18 protein-coding genes and 1 pseudogene are annotated in these 19,553 nt (G+C 41.1%); 6 read left to right on the top strand and 13 right to left on the bottom strand.

All coding sequences use genetic code 11. From position 1 onward, the window contains the following. Nucleotides 1–120 precede the first annotated feature (120 nt). The 4 genes from IQ274_RS25495 to IQ274_RS25480 all read right to left on the bottom strand — a co-directional run bounded on the left by IQ274_RS25495 (nt 121) and on the right by IQ274_RS25480 (nt 2,528). Complete coding sequence (locus tag IQ274_RS25495; RefSeq protein ID WP_163927012.1) at nt 121–642, bottom strand: hypothetical protein; 522 nt, start codon at nt 640–642, stop codon at nt 121–123. A 112-nt stretch (nt 643–754) separates the two neighbouring features. Further along, on the bottom strand, nt 755–1,198 hold the full coding sequence (locus IQ274_RS25490; protein WP_163927011.1) for a hypothetical protein: 444 nt from the start codon (nt 1,196–1,198) through the stop codon (nt 755–757). A 332-nt stretch (nt 1,199–1,530) separates the two neighbouring features. Next, complete coding sequence (locus IQ274_RS25485) at nt 1,531–1,713, bottom strand: CsbD family protein (protein ID WP_069070399.1); 183 nt, start codon at nt 1,711–1,713, stop codon at nt 1,531–1,533. A gap of 350 nt (nt 1,714–2,063) precedes the next feature. Then, nucleotides 2,064–2,528, bottom strand: coding sequence for a hypothetical protein (locus IQ274_RS25480; protein WP_190932692.1), 465 nt, complete (start codon nt 2,526–2,528; stop codon nt 2,064–2,066). 253 nt (nt 2,529–2,781) lie between these two features. Here IQ274_RS25480 and uvrB point away from each other — a divergent pair, with 253 nt between their 5' ends. Beyond that, nucleotides 2,782–4,779: an excinuclease ABC subunit UvrB gene (gene uvrB / locus IQ274_RS25475; RefSeq protein ID WP_194143853.1), complete on the top strand. Its 1,998-nt coding sequence runs from the start codon at nt 2,782–2,784 to the stop codon at nt 4,777–4,779. A 10-nt stretch (nt 4,780–4,789) separates the two neighbouring features. After that, complete coding sequence (locus tag IQ274_RS25470; RefSeq protein ID WP_194143852.1) at nt 4,790–5,350, top strand: Uma2 family endonuclease; 561 nt, start codon at nt 4,790–4,792, stop codon at nt 5,348–5,350. A gap of 124 nt (nt 5,351–5,474) precedes the next feature. Here IQ274_RS25470 and IQ274_RS25465 read toward each other — a convergent pair whose 3' ends face one another. The 3 genes from IQ274_RS25465 to IQ274_RS25455 all read right to left on the bottom strand — a co-directional run bounded on the left by IQ274_RS25465 (nt 5,475) and on the right by IQ274_RS25455 (nt 7,991). Then, on the bottom strand, nt 5,475–6,950 hold the full coding sequence (locus IQ274_RS25465; protein ID WP_194143851.1) for an ABC transporter ATP-binding protein/permease: 1,476 nt from the start codon (nt 6,948–6,950) through the stop codon (nt 5,475–5,477). A 36-nt stretch (nt 6,951–6,986) separates the two neighbouring features. Continuing rightward, the gene (locus IQ274_RS25460; protein ID WP_194143850.1) at nt 6,987–7,415 is read right to left on the bottom strand and encodes a hypothetical protein; all 429 of its coding nucleotides are present in this window, start codon (nt 7,413–7,415) and stop codon (nt 6,987–6,989) included. A gap of 63 nt (nt 7,416–7,478) precedes the next feature. After that, nucleotides 7,479–7,991, bottom strand: a complete 513-nt coding sequence (locus IQ274_RS25455) for a hypothetical protein (RefSeq protein ID WP_194143849.1) — start codon at nt 7,989–7,991, stop codon at nt 7,479–7,481. A 296-nt stretch (nt 7,992–8,287) separates the two neighbouring features. Here IQ274_RS25455 and IQ274_RS25450 point away from each other — a divergent pair, with 296 nt between their 5' ends. Then, nucleotides 8,288–8,890 carry a Uma2 family endonuclease gene (locus IQ274_RS25450; RefSeq protein ID WP_194143848.1) on the top strand — a complete coding sequence of 201 codons (603 nt, stop codon included), beginning with the start codon at nt 8,288–8,290 and terminating at the stop codon, nt 8,888–8,890. A gap of 13 nt (nt 8,891–8,903) precedes the next feature. On the opposite strand, the pseudogene IQ274_RS25445 reads toward IQ274_RS25450, so the two are convergent. Then, nucleotides 8,904–9,524: pseudogene (locus IQ274_RS25445) on the bottom strand (tetratricopeptide repeat protein). A gap of 152 nt (nt 9,525–9,676) precedes the next feature. On the opposite strand from IQ274_RS25445, the gene IQ274_RS25440 reads away from it, so the two are divergent. The 3 genes from IQ274_RS25440 (at nt 9,677) to IQ274_RS25430 (ending at nt 12,070) form a co-directional block, all read left to right on the top strand. After that, on the top strand, nt 9,677–10,465 hold the full coding sequence (locus IQ274_RS25440) for an SDR family oxidoreductase (RefSeq protein WP_194143847.1): 789 nt from the start codon (nt 9,677–9,679) through the stop codon (nt 10,463–10,465). Between the two features lie 94 nt (nt 10,466–10,559). Beyond that, on the top strand, nt 10,560–11,279 hold the full coding sequence (locus IQ274_RS25435; RefSeq protein ID WP_194143846.1) for a rhomboid family intramembrane serine protease: 720 nt from the start codon (nt 10,560–10,562) through the stop codon (nt 11,277–11,279). Between the two features lie 119 nt (nt 11,280–11,398). After that, a complete protein-coding gene (locus IQ274_RS25430) occupies nt 11,399–12,070 on the top strand; it encodes a rhomboid family intramembrane serine protease (RefSeq protein ID WP_163927034.1) in 672 nt (223 codons plus the stop codon). A gap of 172 nt (nt 12,071–12,242) precedes the next feature. On the opposite strand, the gene IQ274_RS25425 is transcribed toward IQ274_RS25430, so the two are convergent. The 5 genes from IQ274_RS25425 to IQ274_RS25405 all read right to left on the bottom strand — a co-directional run bounded on the left by IQ274_RS25425 (nt 12,243) and on the right by IQ274_RS25405 (nt 19,446). Then, nucleotides 12,243–14,417 (bottom strand): GumC family protein, encoded by a 2,175-nt coding sequence (locus IQ274_RS25425; protein WP_163927002.1) that lies wholly within the window; start codon nt 14,415–14,417, stop codon nt 12,243–12,245. A gap of 211 nt (nt 14,418–14,628) precedes the next feature. Next, nucleotides 14,629–15,993, bottom strand: coding sequence for a polysaccharide biosynthesis/export family protein (locus IQ274_RS25420; RefSeq protein ID WP_194143845.1), 1,365 nt, complete (start codon nt 15,991–15,993; stop codon nt 14,629–14,631). 360 nt (nt 15,994–16,353) lie between these two features. Further along, nucleotides 16,354–17,079, bottom strand: a complete 726-nt coding sequence (locus tag IQ274_RS25415) for a cyanoexosortase B system-associated protein (RefSeq protein ID WP_194143844.1) — start codon at nt 17,077–17,079, stop codon at nt 16,354–16,356. A gap of 198 nt (nt 17,080–17,277) precedes the next feature. Beyond that, a complete protein-coding gene (crtB, locus tag IQ274_RS25410; protein WP_194143843.1) occupies nt 17,278–18,171 on the bottom strand; it encodes a cyanoexosortase B in 894 nt (297 codons plus the stop codon). Nucleotides 18,172–18,261: 90 nt separating this feature from the next. Further along, entirely contained in the window at nt 18,262–19,446 is a 1,185-nt protein-coding gene (locus IQ274_RS25405) for a DegT/DnrJ/EryC1/StrS family aminotransferase (RefSeq protein WP_416209852.1), read from the bottom strand. Nucleotides 19,447–19,553: the final 107 nt, after the last annotated feature.

Raw genomic sequence — 19,553 nt, 5'->3', positions numbered from 1 at the left:
TTTAGCTAAAAATAATTTTTTCGTATTCTTAAATACATATTTTTTTGTTGAGAAGAAGCAAAAAATAAAGGTGAGCTATGCTCACCTGACTTTGTTACTTATACACTCAAAATTCAGAAATTACTTGCGACTACCCAACCACTTAGCCGCTGCAATGCCAAGAATACCTGCTACTACAGGATTACTGAGAAACTTGATAATCCCTGGTTGCTCTGCCAGCACTTCGCGGAAAATATCGGGGTGGTTATGATATGCGAAAGACGCGAGTTTGCTAACATCATCAGCAGTCATGCGGCTGGCGTGGTGTGTAGAAAGCCCCAACTGTTGCTCTAGATGCTTCTCGTCAAGCTTTCTTTCCTTCAAGTGTTTGAAAAAGGCTCTTGCTACATCATCCCGTTCATTGGGTTTAATTTGTGCGATCGCATTCTGTAATTCTGGCTCCATCTGGCTGGTTGGAATCCGATCTGGATGTAAAGATCGACCAAATAACTGCCGACGTTGATCTGGTGTTGTGCGTTGAGCGAAATCATCAAAATTTTGATATTCCGCCGTTGATTCGGCTGTAGTATCATCTAAAGATTCAACATCACCCTGAGCCAAATCTTTCATTATTTGACGTTTATACTGTTCGCTACTTGCCACTTTACTTATCTCCTTTTTTCGTCAAATTATTTTGATGGCTGGTATTTCCAAGCCATAACTCTAAATCCCAATTCATCAAACTCTCTTCAAGTTTTCATTGCAAATACAGCAATTAGCTATACTTAACTTGATTAGTCTGAACATCATACTCAGTAGTCAAAATCAATTTCTTATCAGGCGCATAAACCAAAACCTTTAAGTCTTGGTTGGGAAAGTTCTTCCGAAAACCTTGAACTAAGGATTTTGCTAGTGGTCGCACTTCGTTAGGACTAACTTTAGGGGAAATCACAACACCTAGTTTGTTGTTATCACGAACATAAGCGTCCTGAACTAATCCTTGAGATGTTTGCACAACCCAGTTACCAAAGGTTTGTCCGCTTGGAGTATTGCCTCGCTCCAACTCTGCATAAGTTACATCTCGGCCAATTGCTGAGGGAGTTGTTGGGCGGTCAACTTGTGACACAGTACCACCACCACCACAAGCGGTAGTTATCATCAATACTCCAATTAAAAGGAAAGTCGCCAATATTTTGCGACTTTGTTGAAGCAGAATCATTTTTTTACCTCCTGAAAAAACACTTTAAACAACAGATAGAATAAGTTGTACGTTTAAACTAATTGCTTACATTTAGCTGACATTTATAAAATTAGAATTTATAGAGGTTATTCCTCTGAATTAATAAAATTACTTTGTAATGCAGAGGAGTAATAAATTACGCCTCTGCAAAATTTATGCAAATCAAGCTAGTCCTTTATCTGTTCATGTTTGCTAAGATGAGAAGAAAGGTACATAGCATTGAATGAATCTTGAACACTTCACATTTTCTTGCAAAAATGGAATCCACCCCATTGATATCCCTAGAGTTTCTGCAAAAAAATTATGAATTGTTAGTCAATATTTTTCTTCACATTATCTTTTACATCTTCAATCCCGTGACGGACTTCGCTTTCAGCTTGTTTTGCTTTACCTTTGGCTTTATCTTCTGGATCTCCAGTGATATTTCCTAATGCTTCTTGGGCCTTACCTTCAACATTTTTAGCAGCAGCTTTAGCGCGATCTTCAATACTCATTTTGTACTCCTGATTTTGTAAAAAATTCTTTTCAAAGCTATAACTAAACTTTGAAATCTTTTGTGATTACTTTTACACAGTAGCTTAAAGTTTTTGCTAAAGCCTTCCACCACAAGACATATTAAAAAAATCGTAATTCCTAATGCTTATTTCGTAATTAAGAAAGGTAGTCATAGTAAGCGTTCTGGCTGTTGACTGAATGTAAATTAAAGCAATAACAGTTTAGTTACCTATGCTAAAAGACATAGAACAAGGGCGAATATCGTAATTTCTACTTTTGACTATTTAAATAAAAAACCCAGATTCGTATAGAAACTGGGTTAATAAAGTTATGGGGATATTTCTTTTGTCTAATCTAGAAAACCCATCAGGCTTTCAGAATTGTCAATCTCATTTGATGCTATTGGACGATTACCGAAGGTGGAATAGCTTTCATCAATTACCAATAAACTTGAGCCAATTGGACGAATCCCAGAGAGATTGATACTTTCAACAACTTGGAATGTATTAGCGCCAATTGGACGAATACCCATTGAGTTGTAGGTTTCAACTACTTCTAATGTACTGGTGCTAATAGGACGCACCCCAGCAATTGAAAGTTTTTCAGCAACTTCTAAGTCGCTAGGGCCTATGGGACGAATTCCAGAAATTGCAAGTGTTCCAGAAGCTCCCACTGGCAGTTCATTAACTTCCTCGACTTTATCTGCATTCAAGCTCTGGTCTGGTTGATTTTCAACTTCCTCTGTTGTTTCCCCTGGAGACTTAGCATTGTTTTGCCGAGAACTGATTGCTTTGCCAGCGTTGCTAATAGCCATAAACGAACACCTCTGGTTTGTTAATTGAATTTTACAATAATTAAGGAAAGATGAAATTTTTTCCCATATACTTTAGAGTTTAACCTTAAAAAACCTCACATAGATATAAGAATCTTTAAAACTGATACATAAGTAAATTTTAATTAATAAGTTTTGTAATAAATTATTACAATTTATTTAGTCTAATAAGCCAGCTACAATGGATACAGGGCGAAATCGTCACCATGAGATAGGGTATTTCCAGCAAAACTGTATGACAGAATTTTGTCTTCAAGCTCCCTTTAGTCCCACAGGCGATCAACCACAAGCGATCGCACAACTTACTGCTAATATCCAATCAGGTAATCGCTACCAAACTTTACTAGGAGCCACTGGAACTGGTAAGACATTTTCGGTAGCAGCAGTTATTGAGAAAATTGGCAAGCCAACCTTAGTTTTGGCGCATAACAAAACCTTGGCTGCACAGCTTTGTAACGAGTTGCGGGATTTCTTCCCCAACAACGCAGTCGAGTACTTTGTCAGCTACTACGATTATTATCAGCCAGAAGCGTATATTCCCGTTACCGATACTTATATTGAAAAAACGGCAGCGATTAATGATGAAATAGATATGTTGCGGCATTCAGCGACGCGATCACTGTTTGAACGCCGTGATGTCATTGTCGTTGCTTCCATCAGCTGCATCTACGGTTTGGGAATGCCAGCAGAATATCTCAAAGCTGCCATCCCTCTCCAAATAGGTATGGAAGTAAATCAACGCCAAATTTTACGGGATTTGGCAAATGTTCAATATAGCCGCAACGACATAGAAATGGGCCGAGGAAAATTTCGTGTCCGTGGTGATGTCTTAGAAATTGGCCCAGCCTATGAAGACCGAATTATCCGCGTCGAATTCTTTGGTGATGAAATTGACGCGATTCGCTATATTGACCCAGTGACAGGTGAAATTCTCAAGAGCTTAGAAGCGGTGAATATCTACCCAGCGCGTCACTTTGTCACCCCAGAAGAACGGTTAGAAGTAGCTTGTCATGACATTGCAGCAGAATTAAAACAGCAAAAACTGGACTTAGAACAAGCTGGGAAACTATTAGAAGCACAACGTATAGATCAACGTACACGCTATGACCTAGAAATGCTACGCGAAGTAGGTTACTGCAACGGCGTTGAAAACTATTCCCGTCACTTAGCAGGAAGACAAGCTGGAGATCCACCAGAATGTTTAATTGATTATTTTCCGAAAGATTGGCTATTAATTATCGATGAATCTCACGTTACCGTACCCCAAATTCGCGGTATGTATAACGGCGACCAAGCGAGAAAAAAAGTTTTAATTGAACATGGATTTCGGCTTCCTAGTGCTGCTGATAACCGTCCTTTGAAAGCAGAAGAATTTTGGCAAAAGGTTAATCAGTGTATTTTTGTTTCCGCCACTCCCGGAACTTGGGAAATAGAAGTTTCTGAAGACCATGTAGTTGAGCAAGTGATTAGACCAACTGGGGTGGTTGATCCAGAAATTTCTGTGCGTCCTACAGAAGGACAAATTGATGATTTGTTAGGCGAAATTAAAGATAGAGCTGACCGCCATGAACGAGTGTTAATTACCACATTAACCAAGCGGATGGCTGAAGACTTAACCGAATATTTGCAAGACCGCAGTATAAGGGTACGGTATTTACATTCCGAGATTACTTCTATTGAGCGCATTGAGATTTTGCAGAACTTGCGCGAGGGGAAATTTGATGTTTTGGTTGGGGTGAATTTGCTTCGGGAAGGCTTGGATTTACCTGAAGTTTCCTTAGTAGCAATTATGGATGCAGATAAAGAAGGTTTCTTACGAACCGAGCGTTCCTTAATTCAAACTATTGGTAGAGCCGCGCGTCACGTCCAGGGACAAGCGATTTTGTATGCCGATAATATGACAGGTAGCATGATTAAAGCTATTGATGAAACAGACAGGCGGCGTGGTATTCAAACAGCACATAATCGACTTCATGGAATTACACCACAACCAATTGTCAAAAAATCAAGTAATGCGATTTTGGCTTTTTTAGATGTATCTCGGCGGTTAAATGCAACTGATTTGAAAATTGTAGATGAACATATAGATGAACTGCCATTAGAACAGATTCCAGGGTTGATTACTCTTTTAGAAGCGCAGATGAAAGAGGCGGCGAAAAAACTGGAATTTGAAGAGGCGGGTAAATTGCGCGATCGCATTAAACATTTGCGGGATAAAATGCTAGGACGTTAACGTGAATCTTATGCTGACCAATATTCGCCTAATTAGCGTTCACGAATATCACAAAATGGCGGAAACGGGAATTTTTCATCCTGAAGAACGCTTAGAATTAATTGCGGGACAAATCATCAGAATGTCAGCAAAAGGAACTGCTCACGAATCAGCAATTACCCGCACAGAAAGGTTATTACGTCAACGTTTGGGTGACAAAGTTTTATTAAGAATTCAGTCACCAGTACAACTTGATGATTACTCGGAACCAGAGCCAGATATTTCAGTGGTGAAGCTAAATCCATTAGATTATGAGGATCACCATCCCAATGCTTCCGAAGTGTTTTTACTGATTGAAATAGCTGATTCTAGCCTCAAATATGATCGAGAAGTAAAAGCGATCGCATACTCTAAGTCAGGTATTATTGAGTACTGGATTTTAGATGTGAATGGACGCAAGTTGTATATGTATCGTCTCCCTAGTCCAGACGGATATCACAGTGAGAGCATACTTGCAGAGGATGTGACAATTTCACCTTTAGCTTTTCCTGATTGTGCGATCGCTATTCGGGAATTATTGCGAAAAATCTGAGAGGCGATCGCATTAAACATCTGCGGGATAAAATGCTAAGACGTTAACGTGAATATCATACTGACCAAATATTAGCCTAAATTGAAATAGCTGATTCCAGTCTCAAGTATGTCTGTTGAAGCTACTAAACGGTGCGATCGCGCTGATAAGACCAAGCCGCCAATAAACCAAAAGCACCACAAGCCCAAAGTAGCCAAAGTAAATGCAGAATTAGGTGGTTATCGTAGTTCAAGTTAACTGCCGATAGAATTAATTGCCGAAAGTGGTAGAACGGCGAGAATGCAATTAAATCTTGGAAGATTTGCGGTACTGGAAGTGGAATTGAACCACAAGCAACAGGAATAACAATTAGCGATAGGCTAAGAATAGAATCAGCACTTTTGGGGTTTAGCAAGTACCCCAATGCAAGACCGAGAATCGCAAAAGGTATAATTCCTAAAATTAGGCTTGATATCAGAGCTAACCCTTGAGTCAAATCCATTCTCATCTCAAGTTGCCAGCTTCCTAATCCGAAGATTAATAAAAGGCTAACTGTACAAATGAGAAGCGAGGTAGCAATCTTAGCCGCCATATATACTGCTGGTGGTAAAGGTGTGGCTCTCAAAAGCTTCAGCCATTTTTCCGCTCGCTCAACTGCAATTCTTTTACCCAGTCGGTCGATGACAATCGTGAAAAGTATGATACCAGAGAGGTAAACGACTGTTTCTGTTGCTCCTTCTCCTTTCAATCCTTGCAATTTTAACAACGGCACGAATCCCACCATTGCGAGTGTTGCAATTAAAAAGACTGGAGTGCGAAGTAGTTGAAGGATTTCAAACCAGAACTGTTGTTGAAAAATGTGTTGGATGTTCTGAGAAGAAGTTTCAGGTAAATTCTCTGTCTTTATAGTATTTTCCGGCTGATATAATAAAGCGTTATCTTCTAAATTTATTAGCTCCTCAGTTAACTGTCCTTCAGGGGGACTTTCAGTAATTTTATGGATAGTGACAAAGCGAGTTGCTAAGGTATTTAATCTATCCCAATCTGGTTTATAATGCGTCACCATTACAATAGTGACTCCTCGTTGACGGCAGAGTTTTATTTCCTGCCAAAATTTTTCATATCCTTTTTCATCTAGACCCATAGTTGGTTCATCAAGGACGAGCAGTTCGGGATTATCTGCTAGAGCAAGGGCAAAATTAAGCCTCTGTTGATGCCCACCATTTAATTTAATTGCCCAATCGTTTTCTTCATTTTTAAGATTAACTTTGTTCAATATTTCTTCAGTTGAAAGTGGATTAGGGTAGTAGCTTCTAAACAATTCAACAAGTTCCTTTACCTTAACATTTGTTGGAAACTGTACATCTTGGAAAGCTACTCCAACATGGATTTTTGAGTTAGCATTCTGTGGTGAAAGCCCCATTAGCTCAACTTCTCCACTACTGGGTTTGAGTAACCCTAAAATCAGATTCAGTAGAGTAGTCTTGCCAGCCCCATTTTCCCCGCGTAACCAGATGAATTCGCCTCGCTGCACAATCAGATTGATATCCTGTAAGATAGTTTTTTGCTGGAATCCTTCGGGAACTACTTTGGAAACGTGCTTGAGTTCGATAATGTTCATAGCTTGTCTGAGAGAAAATATAGATGAGATTTAGAGTTAATGGAGTGTCATTTGCATTAGAAACCAAACCGCAAAGGAAGCGGCAACAGCAGGCATTAACGAGACACCGAAAAAAGTGGTTAAAATTACGAGTGCTGCTGTTCCTCCTGCAAATCCCCAAAAGTTGATAGCAAGTGAGTTGCTAGAATCAATTGGTGGTATACAAGTGCTAAATAAGCAAAATTCACTTCCTTTCGTTATCAGAAAGAATGTGGCAAGCATTGCAACTCCTAAAACTCCTAAAACAACCCATTTATTCAGGTGTAATGAAAATCCTGAACCGAGAATTTTTAAGGAAACGGCTGGAGTTTCTATAGGATTGGAATGAGATTCTATTTGTCCATCTGAACTTGGAACGACTTGCGGGTTGTTGGAGGAGGATTGCACAAGGTCGGGAGATTGTTGAGGGTTGTTAGAAGGTTGCATTTTGGTTGATTACTCCTTTATTTCGTGAAATATTCGACAAAGTTGGAAATTAAGATAGTTTTGCTAAAGCACTGTCTTAATTGCAAGCCATACTACTGCACCAATTCCGACGGCCACAGCTAGGGGAACACCGCCAATAACAGCCATAAAACTTGCAACTCCAATTCCAATAACACCACCTGTGATGTCTGAATGCTCTTTTGCTATTTTGAGAACATCTTCTGTCTCTGGTGATTGAGATGGTGGAGATATGCTAGGTATTTGACGTTGAGGAGTGGACGAGGGTTTAGGTGATGGACTACGATCGCTCTTTGCTATTTGTTTTTGTTCTTGAGAGCGATCGCGCCGAGTTTTAGGTTTTTTAGATGAACTAGAATTAAGTTGCAGCGCTTTAGGTTGGCACTCTGCCGGCAGCGTACCAGACCAGTGAATCATGGGATGACAAGAATGTTGAATCTGCAAAGTTTCTATAACTAAAAGCGGTGTCCAAAGTAAAAAACATACAACTAAGATTGTTTGGAATTCATAGCGAAGCCATCGGTCGATTAAACTGGGAAAGTTTGTGAAATTTTGCATGATGTAATTTGCGATGTTTTGCTTAAAGTGCATTATTTAACTGCTCTACTGAAATATGCGATCGCATATCTTCTGTCTCACCTTTTTTATCTCTCCAGTTTCCTATATCTCCCTCTTCCTCAGTTGATTAAGAAATCTCAAGAGCCATATTTGTAGAATTCCCGAAAAACCTATCGAAGTAACAGTGTCAGATTCAAAATCAGATTAGTTCAGAGGATCGTGGGAATAGTTATACCAAAAGAGAACGCCCTTTTTTCGCTATCCTAAATCAAGTGAATCATTAAGAGATCGCGCCAATGGTTGCTTTACCCGACAACATTTTGATGAGTGCAGAAGAATATCTGGTTTGGGAACCTACCCAAGAGCAACGCTACGAGTATTGGGATGGCGAAGTTGTGGCCATGAGCGGTGGTACACGCAACCATAATCGGGTTTGTCTCAATTTCTTTAAGCTCTTAGATGATGCCTTAGCCGATGTCTACGACGGGCTACGCCTACGCACCTGTGAAGTGTACATTGTAGATGTAAAGGTGCAGATAGAACCGGAGCAAAAGTATTTTTATCCAGATGTGGTGGTGACTTGCGATGAGCGAGATACTGATCCACAATTAGTACAATTTCCCTGCTTAATTATCGAAGTGCTATCACCTTCAACAGAAGCAGCCGATAGGGGGAAAAAATTTGCTAAATATCGCCAATCTCCAAGCTTGCAAGAATATGTCCTAGTACAAGTAGCTCAACCGATTGTAGAAGTGTTTCGGCGCAACGAACAGGGGAAATGGGTGCTATCGGAGTATAATTTGGATGAAATATTACGGCTAGAATCGGTGGATGTAGAAATTGCGATAATCGATTTGTACAGACAAGTGCAGTTTGAAAGCGAAGCCACTGAAAATTGAGATCAACACTTTACTATATCCATCCTCGCAGTATTTTATGTACCTGCGCTAAATACCACATATAATCATCAATTTTGTAATTATCAGCAGCTTTAACTATATATTCCTGAGCTAAACCAATATTATTCTCGACTTCGTAATATAATCCCAAGTAAAGATGACTGTAAAAATTTCCCTTTATACCTTCTGATTGACCAACAGTTAAAACATCATCTGGTGTACAATCTCCCGCATATAAATCATATACGCGCTGCATAATGCGTCGAGGGTCATTTTTCACAGTTAGTAAAGATTTACGTGCCTCTTCAACACCTAATGAACGAGCTATGCAGAGATATCGCCATACTGTCTCTTCTACATCTTGAGCGTTTACAGTTAAATCTATTTCAAATTGTTCAGCGCCCTCAGCAAATCTTTCTGCGTAATAGTACGATCATCCCCGTTGCCAGAGGTAGGGTTTAATACTAGCATCCAATTGCTCTGCTATGTCAAAATCTTGAATAGATTCATCAATTTTTGCCAGTTGGAAGTTAATCATACCCCGGCGAACGTAAGTATTAGGATTTTTCGGCTGATTGCGAATGGTTTCGTTCCAGCGCTGGAGTTGATTTTCCAGAGAATTTGAAAAAAACATGAGTTTGATCAGCTACTGAATTGGAATCAGATGTTGTGAATGGTTTAAAGATTGCGATCGCCTACATTACTATAAAAAGCGATCGCATTGGGCACTTACAATATAAACTCTTAAATTGATACCTTGAAAATTAAAAATCCGCAAAATTACAAATGAGTGATGCCTACGGCGGGCTACGTCTACGCTGGACACTGACAGGAAAGAAAGCACTGATTACAGGTGCTACCAAAGGCATTGGACTAGCTATTGCCAATGAGTTCTTATCTCTAGGTGCAGAAGTCATAATTGTGGCACGGAATTCTCAAGATGTTGACCAACAACTAATTATCTGGCGAGAATTAGGATTACCTGCTTATGGAATTACGGCAGATGTTGCAACTGCTGAGGGGCGACAAGCCATTTTTGAGCAGGTTAGCAAAACCTGGGATAAATTAGACATCCTGGTTAATAATGTGGGAACCAATATCAGCAAAAAAGTACTAGACTACACAGCTGCTGAATATCAGTTCATCATCCAGACAAACCAGATATCAATTTTTGAGATGTGCCGTCTATTTTACCCTCTACTGCAAAATGGGGAAAATAGCAGCATTGTGAATATAAGTTCTGTGGCGGGTTTAGTCTCGAACCGTACAGGCGCTCCTTATGGTATGACTAAAGCGGCTATAAATCAACTGACGCGATCGCTATCAGTTGAATGGGCTTGCGATCATATTAGGGTAAATACCGTAGCACCTTGGGCTATTCGCACGCCTCTAACCGAGTCTGTACTCGATAACCAAGATTTTCTCAAATTAGTTCTGTCCCAAACACCTATGGGAAGAGTTGGTCAACCAGAAGAAGTAGCGGGTTTAGTAGCATTTCTTTGTATGCCTGCGGCATCTTTCATCACTGGACAATGTATCACTGTCGATGGTGGTTTTTTAGCTTTCGGTTTTTAAGTCTCAAAGCAAGATCCATCCACGAGGTAGAAGAAACTACTTACAAAATTCCGTATTGTAGAATTGCTGTCTTAAAATCAGGATAAAAACGCCCGTGGTTCCAATTAGCGATAATAATCCCACAAAAATCACACCTTATGTAACTTATGGGTTGATTGCTGCCAATGTCCTCGCTTTTCTTTATGAAGCAAGTCTTCCCCCACAAACATTAAATGGATTTTTACACCTTGCGGCTGTAGTTCCACGAGAACTCACCCTCAGCTTTGGTGGTATCTCTGTACATCAACCAGTACCAGAATGGGCAACTTTGATTACCTCGCAATTCTTGCATGGTGGTTTCTTACACTTAGCAGGTAATATGCTGTTCCTCTGGATTTTTGGTAACAACGTTGAAGATAAATTAGGTCATGCCAAATATTTACTGTTTTATTTATCTTGCGGTGTTTTGGCAGCATTAACACAGTGGTTCTTCGCTCAAGATTCTAGCATTCCATCTTTGGGTGCGAGTGGTGCGATCGCAGGCATTCTCGGAGCATATATTCTTCGCTTTCCCAACGCTGAAGTTCTCGGCATAGTGCCTTTAGGAATTTTCTTCCCAACTTTCCGTGTCCCGGCATATTTCTTTTTGGGATTCTGGTTTCTCGAACAAGCTTTCTACGGGCTTGCTAGTCTCGAAACACGTACCAATATAGGTATGGAAAGCGGTGGTATTGCCTACTGGGCCCATGCCGGTGGGTTTATCTTTGGGGCAATTCTCGGCCCTCTGTTAGGTTTGTTTAACGATAAATCACAGGAAGAATCTTGGTATAAGTGATTTTGTTATTGGAACTATCAATCAGACTGATTGATTTAATAGGCGACATTGCCTAAGCTTCGCAACTGCTAGCCTTACAAGCTATATTGCAATTAGCCAATAATTTAGGAAAAACACCTGTGTTTCCCCTCTACGACGAAAATCCGACGCGAATCACCCCGTATTTCACCTACGGTTTAATTGGCATAAATATTGTAGTTTTTCTTCACGAGGTGAGCCTGTCAAATGCACAATTGAGTCAGTTTTTAAGTCAGTATGCGGTAGTACCTCAAGAGTTAACAACCAATTTGAATGGAGAGTGGATAACATTATTTACGTCGCAATTTTTACACGGTGGTTGGTGGCACTTAATCTCAAATATGTTGTTCCTCTGGGTTTTTGGCAACAATATTGAAGATCGATTAGGTCATGCCAAATATCTAATTTTTTATTTGGCGTGTGGTGCTTTAGCTGCCTTATGCCAATGGTTTATTGGTATGAATTCTGAGATTCCTTCCTTGGGGGCAAGTGGTGCAATTTCTGGGGTTTTGGGTGCGTACATTATCCGCTTTCCCCATGCTAAAGTCATGACCTTAGTTTTTTTGGGGATTTTCATCACTACCATCAGAATTCCAGCACTAGTGATAATTGGACTTTTCTTTGTGCAGAATGTTATATCTGGTCTTGCTACCTTACAAACAGCCGCTCACATGACTGTACAAACCGGTGGAGTTGCTTACTGGGCGCATATCGGGGGTTTTGTTTTTGGGGTAATTCTTGCTCCCCTGTTTGGGTTGTTTAGGCAGGACTAAATACAGCATTTTCTGTCTAAATTCATAGCGAAAAAATTGCTAGCTATCAAACCTCTGCGTTAATCTTTGCTTACTTACCCAGTGAGAATGCGTACCACTTCGTGGAAGCAAGCTACGCGTAGCGTCTCGTAGAGAAGCGCCCATACAACATTGAAATTTACCTATTGGGATATCAGTTTTTGCTAGCAGCGGCTGAAACTTCTTCTGATTCTTCTACCTCAGATGTAAATGTTGATGATTGTGCAACTTCTTCAGGTACAGAAACAATGATATCAGCACCATTAATAATTGCTCCTAACAACCCCAGTTCAGCTTCTACCAATTGATCAACAGCTTCACCTAACATATTCTCTTGTGTGTAGTGTGGCCGTGTCACTAATACGATCCCATCACTGTAAGGTTGGATTAACAGAGGATCATTCGATATACTGAGTGGACTAGTGTCTAAAATAACTAAATCAAAGCGTTCGCGGACATCCTCAATCAGCCGCCGCATTTCGCTAGATTCCAGAATAGCAGCAGATTGGCGCACAGGGCCAGGACTTGGAAGAATGTATAAATTTTCTACATCAGGAACTAAACGGATACATTCACTTAAGTTAGCGTAATAACGTAGGGGTTCAATTGAGGCATCGGGGTCAGGAATTACTTTCAGAGATGTAGAACGGGAAGGCGATCGCAAATCTGTTTCGATAATCAAGGTTCTTTTACCAGCACGGGCAGAAGCTATACCTAAGTTATAAGCACTTGCCGTCTTACCCTCTAAGCTACTGGTGCTAGTAATCAACACCACTTTTAAGTTTTTACCACCTATCCGGCGCAGATTACTGCGGAATTTCTCATAAAATTCTAAATAAGGAGAATCAGCAGAAATGACCACCGGTACTGCCTCTTTATCCAAATCATCAACTGGCATTAAAGGCAATTCTCCCAATACTGCCACTTCCCGTTGCTTGAGGCTCTCGCGAATATCCTCTCTGGTTTTGAAAGTCCCTTCCAGCGCTCCCAACAAAAATATCACCCCACCACCAATCACCACACCTAAGAAACCGCCCACAGCAAGAGTAATAGGTACACTCTTCGGGGGTTTGATGTCGGCAGCAGCTGTAGGCCGTCTGGCAATACTGAGGCTGCTAGTAGTTTCTGCCTCTGCGGTTTTAGCATCGGTTAGCTTCACCTGCATTTGGTCGTAGATAGATTTTTTGAGGGCAACCTCCTGTTCTAAACGCGATCGCTCTAATTGCTTATTGGGTATCAGAGAATACTCTTGCCGTAGTCGCGCTTCTTGTTGGATCTCTTGAACTAATTGTTGTTGCAGTGTCTCCCGTTGGGTTTGCAAAGACACCATTTGGTTTGCCAATTGCTGGCGGGCTGGATCTAAGCTGCTTTGGGTGCGAATACCTGCAACGCTACCCTGAAGCGGAGCTGCCGTCCCATCACCACCTAATACCTCTGCCGCACGTTGTTGCAGCAATTCTTCAGCCGCTTGCTTCTGACGCATTAACTGAATCATCGTTGGGTGTTCCGGTCGCAAATCTTTTCTGAGTACGGCGATTTGCGACTCACTTTGATAAATTTGCGCTCGTAAGTTACCAATAATTGGATCGGCACTCAAAGCAGAAGAAACATAAGCCTGTCCGACTGTTAAGCCTAACTTATTTTGTAAACTGCGAATTTGACCATCAACCCCAGAAATAGTTAATTGCATCTGCCGTTGGAGATTTTGGCTAGCAGTAACAGCGCTTAACAAGCTGCCATTCTCGGCTGCTAATATTGCCGTTCGTTCGATGCGATCGTACTGTTCTAACTTCTTTTCAGCAACTTGCAACTCTCGTTTAGCTTGTGGTACGCGATCGTTAATCTTTTCAATAATTGCTTGTAATCGCCCAGTATTGATATCACTGCTCAACTTGATCATTGCTTGCATCAATTCCGCCAAGACCTGTATACCTCGTTTGGGATCAGTATCTACATATTTCAATTCCAAAATACTAGATTCCAATTCGCCAGTCCTGGGGTTTTTTTTAGGAACAGAAAGGACAACACTGTTACCCAGCTTTGTCGGTTTGACACCGACTTTTTCTGCCACTGCTGCAATTATCTGGTTGGAGAGTAAAACTTCCTGATTCAGTTCCTTTCCTTGCTGTTGGATTTCAGTACCAGTTGCAGAGAAAGAAACTGGTGGACCACTATAGGTAAGTGCGGCAGATGCTATATAGCTAGTAGGTGGCTCTGGTTGCATAGCTACCAAAGTCGACCCTACTATAACTAGACCAAAACTAGCTAGTCCAATCCACTTGTACTTATCAAAAGCAATAAGATAGCGCTTAACAATTGGTGGGGTCATGGTCGCTTCGCTCCAATTCAAAATTCAAAATTCAAAATTTAGGAAGCACCAAACTAAAGATAGTGGTTTTGATAAAAGAACGCTATCAACTTCATACTATATATTGGTTGATATGTTTAATATTTTTACATTCACGAATTCAAAGACCAGTTGGAGATGTGGCTTCCTACACTCCCAACTATTTCCAGATTGTATCCTTCTTTTAGAGTTACTAATTTGACCCGCCACCGAAGTTGTCAAAAAACCGGAGAAAGGATTGAACGTTGAAGAAAGGTTGGGTAATGGTAGTTAGGAAATTAGTAATTCTACCTATGAGGTTACGACCAACAACAATAACATCATTATCTTGAAGCGCCACATTTTGAGATGCATCGCCTCCTAGAGCTTTTTTAGCATCAAGTTTCTGGGTAACAGCTTTACCTTGTTCAGGATCAAAGCGAACGAGAGCGATATCTCGGAGATTAGCAGTATCAAGATTTACTCCTCCCAAAGCATCTACAAACGTACTGCCATTAGGCAGTGCTTGAATAGAGAGACCTCCCGCAGCGTAGTTTAAAACCCGGACTCTAATCTGTGGTGTGGCTAAGGATGAACGTGCTACCAAATTGCGGTCATAACCGTCATCATTACCAACTTCACGACGGGGGACGAGTATCGCATCTCCGTCTTGTAAGCGTAAATTAGGAATTGAACCGCCATTTTGCAGTGCTGCATATAAGTCAATAGTTTGTGAAATCACAGAACCATCAATTAACTTGCGGCGTACTTGTATTTGTCGCAGGTCTGCATTTAACGTTGAACCCCCAGATATTAGCAAGGCATCAGCAACGCGGGGTGTTGCTGAATTAATCGGATAAATTCCTGGTCTGAATATTTCTCCGCTAACGGTAACTTGAACTGGTCGCGTCCCTGCCAAAGATACTACTACGATTGGATCTGGGAAAAAACGACTTAAACCCAAGCGAATTTTTTCTTGAGCTTCTTCTAAAGTTAAACCTTGTAATGACACCGTTCCTACTTGCGGTACTACGATGTTGCCTTCGGGACTAATTACAGCTTGAAAACTTAAGTCTTGACGCTGCGCTGCTAAGGCTAAAACTATTACTGGATCGACAACATAACGATTTAAACCCAAGCGGATTTTTTCTTGAGCTTCTTCTAAAGTTAAACCTTGTAAAGAAACTGTTCCCAGTAGTGGCACTACAATGTTACCTTCTGGGTTGATTAAAGCTTGAAAACTCAAATCTGGAAAGCGCTGAACCGAAACGCTAATTCCATCTCCTATGCCTAAGCGGTATGGGCCAGGAGGACGCTGAAGTACAACGCCAATTATGTCTCCTGGCCCCAAGAGGTAGCGGCTGAGTTGGCTGGAAGTTTCGTCATTTGCACCTGTAGGTATAACCTCAGTCTCAGTACCTGGCACAGGCGAGGGGGGTTGCCTTGGTGATTGTCCTTGAGATGGAAAAGGCTGGGCAACAACAAGTTGGATAGGTGTTGTTAAAAAAACTCCTACTTGAAGACTAACAAGACACAGGGCGCTGAATGCACGCATATAAGAAGTGGGATCTATGAACATCGGTGCAGAAAAAATGATATGAGAATTATTCGCGCCGAGTCGTTATTTTACTCTATTAATGTCCCCAATGTCTCTGGAGTCTGCAAGTATTTACCAAGAAAAAGAGAAGAACTTTACTAAATTTAAATACTAACTTCATATTATTAACATCTTTTGTCTAAGTTTTAGGCTGAATGCAATTTATAAAGATAAGTAGGTTGGCGCAATTAAAGCTAACTAGTAAGGACTATCATTTGTCCTTTGTCATTGGTCATTAGTAGGGACTTTAAGACTATTTACGTTTCATAACATAATTTGGTTTATTTCTACCAACTTACTTACTTCTGATAAATCTCTGCACAAAGGCATTCATCAGATACTTTACAAAGGGCCTGCCATCAATGTACTTTGCACTGTTTCCCCTATAGACTTGGCTAAAGACCAAGATGTTTCTACCTTCCCTAAAGGTTCCATCGGGATCAGAATGCTCACGCTTACCCAGGGAATACGTTGCTTGCGCCACTGGGCCACTTGATCTGCCAAGAACCAATGGAAAGGTGATGGATTTCCTCCGTCTGGCATTGCGTACCATTGCAAGACAGCGAAGGTTTGCTGTGGTGTGGCGGCACGAAAAAACCTAGCTTCTACTTTAGTTTCAACAACATTAGAAGCCAACTTTTCAGACTGTTTCACGGTAAATTCGGCAGAACGAGATTGCGCTATATCCCACTTTCCCCAGCGTGATCTTCCCCAGCCGTTAACATCTGTCCACTCTACCTCTGGTTGATCCATAGGCCCATTTTGCGGCAGCAAAAGCAGGATTGCCTGGGATTGCGAACCTTCTTTTTTCATTACTTGCAAAGACCATTTATGTTCGCCAATTTGCTGTTCTGATTGTTCAATAGTTTGCCAACCAGGAAGGGCTAACCCAGTGTTGCGGATCTGTTTTAACTCGTGGAGATTGGTAACAGGTAGCGGCTGTTTCCATTGCCAATGTCCTGTTAGATATCCGGGAATCCCTCCTATTGCTAGCAGTAGTAGCAATAACAAAAGTGCTGCTACCTGACTAAATTGGTTTTCTTTGAAAAACTTGGAGAATGAAATCATCAGTAAAATTTGTGATACTTAGGCAAAATTTTACTTTATAAAATCACACCGTGAGTTCAGTAATATTTATGAGTAGATTAAGAGGGAGGGTAGCAGGGAGCAGGGGACAAGGGGACAAGAGGTGAGAACTTGAAACAAGTCTTTCCCATTGTCCCCAATTCTCCTTGTCCCCAAGTCCTCTTCCCAATGCCCATAGTTCTAACTTTCTGTTTCTTGCTCAGTTTCTAGAGATGCTGAAAAATAGCTATTAATCCAATTCAGTAGGGGTACTAATGACACCAGCATACAAGCAGAGTATAAGTCACCACCCCAACCTTCATGTAGCCATTTAAAAGCTGCTTCTTGACCTGTGCCGTGAAAGAAAGTCAGTAAAGTGTTACGAATGATATTGGCAGTAGTACTAACGATCGCAGCAAGAGATAAAAACGATATGGTTGTGCGCCGTGAAGATAAACCATCTGTCCAATAAAGCAGCATCAAGCCAACGTAGAGAGTCGTGAACAACATTTTCAACCCTGCACAATAGGGGGCAACTTCTACAATGCGTCCTCCCACGTAGAGATTGATTTCATTTACTGTTACGTCCATACCAAATTGATTCAATATGAAACCTGCCGTACCAGCGATGAAGCTTTGCAGAGGCAAGGTATAGGGGGCAATGAGATAGGGTGCTGCCGTCGGGGTGGCCAAAAATACCAATAACAGGGGGAATCCTTGCGATCGCAAACCTGCTATTCCTTTAAACCACAAACATAATCCTGCCAGGATAACGGGTAAGGAAAGGTTAACCCACTCTGTAACACCACTAAGATAAAACACTGCCCCTAGTAACAATAAAACAGCACTCAAAGGATGTGTGGTATCTGGTAAACGTGTCCACTTTTTTCGGTTTATCCAGGCCAGATAAGCCGCAAATGGTAAACCAATAATCCCGTGGCTGAAATATTCGTGTTCTGTACTGATATTTTTGTTCAGCCAACCATCCAACCAGTGTAGCAATATAGGCGCATAAAGCAGCAGCAAAACGCCTATAATAGCTAGATTCAATAAGTCTGAGGCGTTTCTTTTTTTAATCTGTTGCTGGAGTGCCATAATTTTTATTGGTCATTGGTCATTTGCAAAGAACAACTGACAAAGAACAAATGTCTAATTGTTGGATGCACATATAAGTATGAATTCAGTTCAGGCTACCACGCTGTCAAGGTCAGCATTGGAGGTTTCATCTACCTTAGAAGTTGTTGAGACTGCATGAGCGATCGCAGCTACAACTTCTTTAACTTGGCTACTGCTCAAACCAGGATACATTGGTAATGATAATATTTGCTGTGACAGTTTTTCTGCTTGGGGAAAATCTCCCGGCTGATAGCCTAAATTGCTGAATGCTGGCTGGAGATGACAAGGAATTGGGTAGTGAATGCCAGTTTGAATTCCCACGGCTGTGAGTTTTTCTTGGAGTTGCTGGCGTTCTATTGGGCAAGAATCATCAACTTTAATGACATAAAGATGATAAACGTGTCCTGTATCACTTTGGTTTTCCATAGGAATAATACCAGCAGTTGCCAAGGGTGCTAGTTCAAGATCATACTGCTGGGCAATAGTCAAGCGATCGCGATTCCACTGTGGCAAATATGGTAATTTTTGGTGCAAAATAGCTGCTTGTAAAGTATCCAAGCGGCTATTCGTACCGGGTTCAGTATGAAAATACTTTTGCGATGCACCATAATTTCGCAAACGCCCCATCTTCTGGGCGACATCTGAATCTCGTGTCAGCAGCATTCCCCCATCCCCAAATGCTCCCAAATTTTTGCTGGGATAGAAACTAAACGCTGCTGCTATGCCTACTGAACCAGCGTGATATCCGTCTCTTTGGGCAAGGTGTGCTTGGGCAGCATCTTCAAAAATTAGTAGTTTGTAGGTATCAGCAAACTTGATGAGTTCACGTGGCGATACCATTTGTCCATAGAGATGTACAGGAATAATTGCTTTAGTCTGAGGCGTAATTGCCTTTGCTGCGGCCTCTAAATCAATTAAAGCTGTTTGGCGATCGCAATCTACCAGAATTGGCTTCGCGCCAGCGCGGATAACTCCAATCAAGGTTGCGATAAAAGTGTTGGCTGGTAAAATTACCTCATCACCAGCACCAATATTACAAGCTTGCAATCCGAGAGCGATCGCATCTGTTCCTGATGCAACACCAACACCATAAGCTGCCCCCGATACTGCCGCAAATGCTGCTTCAAAATCTGAGAGTGCTTGCCCTAAAATAAAATCTCCCTGTTCCAATACAGATTGAATTGCATATTGCAATTGCATTTGAATTGGTTCGTGTTGCAATTTCAGGTCTACAAAAGGAACTCTAACAGCCATTTTATTCATTACTAGTTTTCCTCAAAAAATATTTCCTCAAATGGAAAAAATAAAAAAGCCCACACAATTTTCAACATGAAATTGTAATAGGTTCAATCTATTCGATT

The organism is Nostoc sp. LEGE 12447 (assembly GCF_015206985.1).
Taxonomy (GTDB): domain Bacteria; phylum Cyanobacteriota; class Cyanobacteriia; order Cyanobacteriales; family Nostocaceae; genus Nostoc.
Note: the sequence above shows the minus strand (reverse complement) of the source record. Positions and strands in the feature narration are given on the sequence as shown.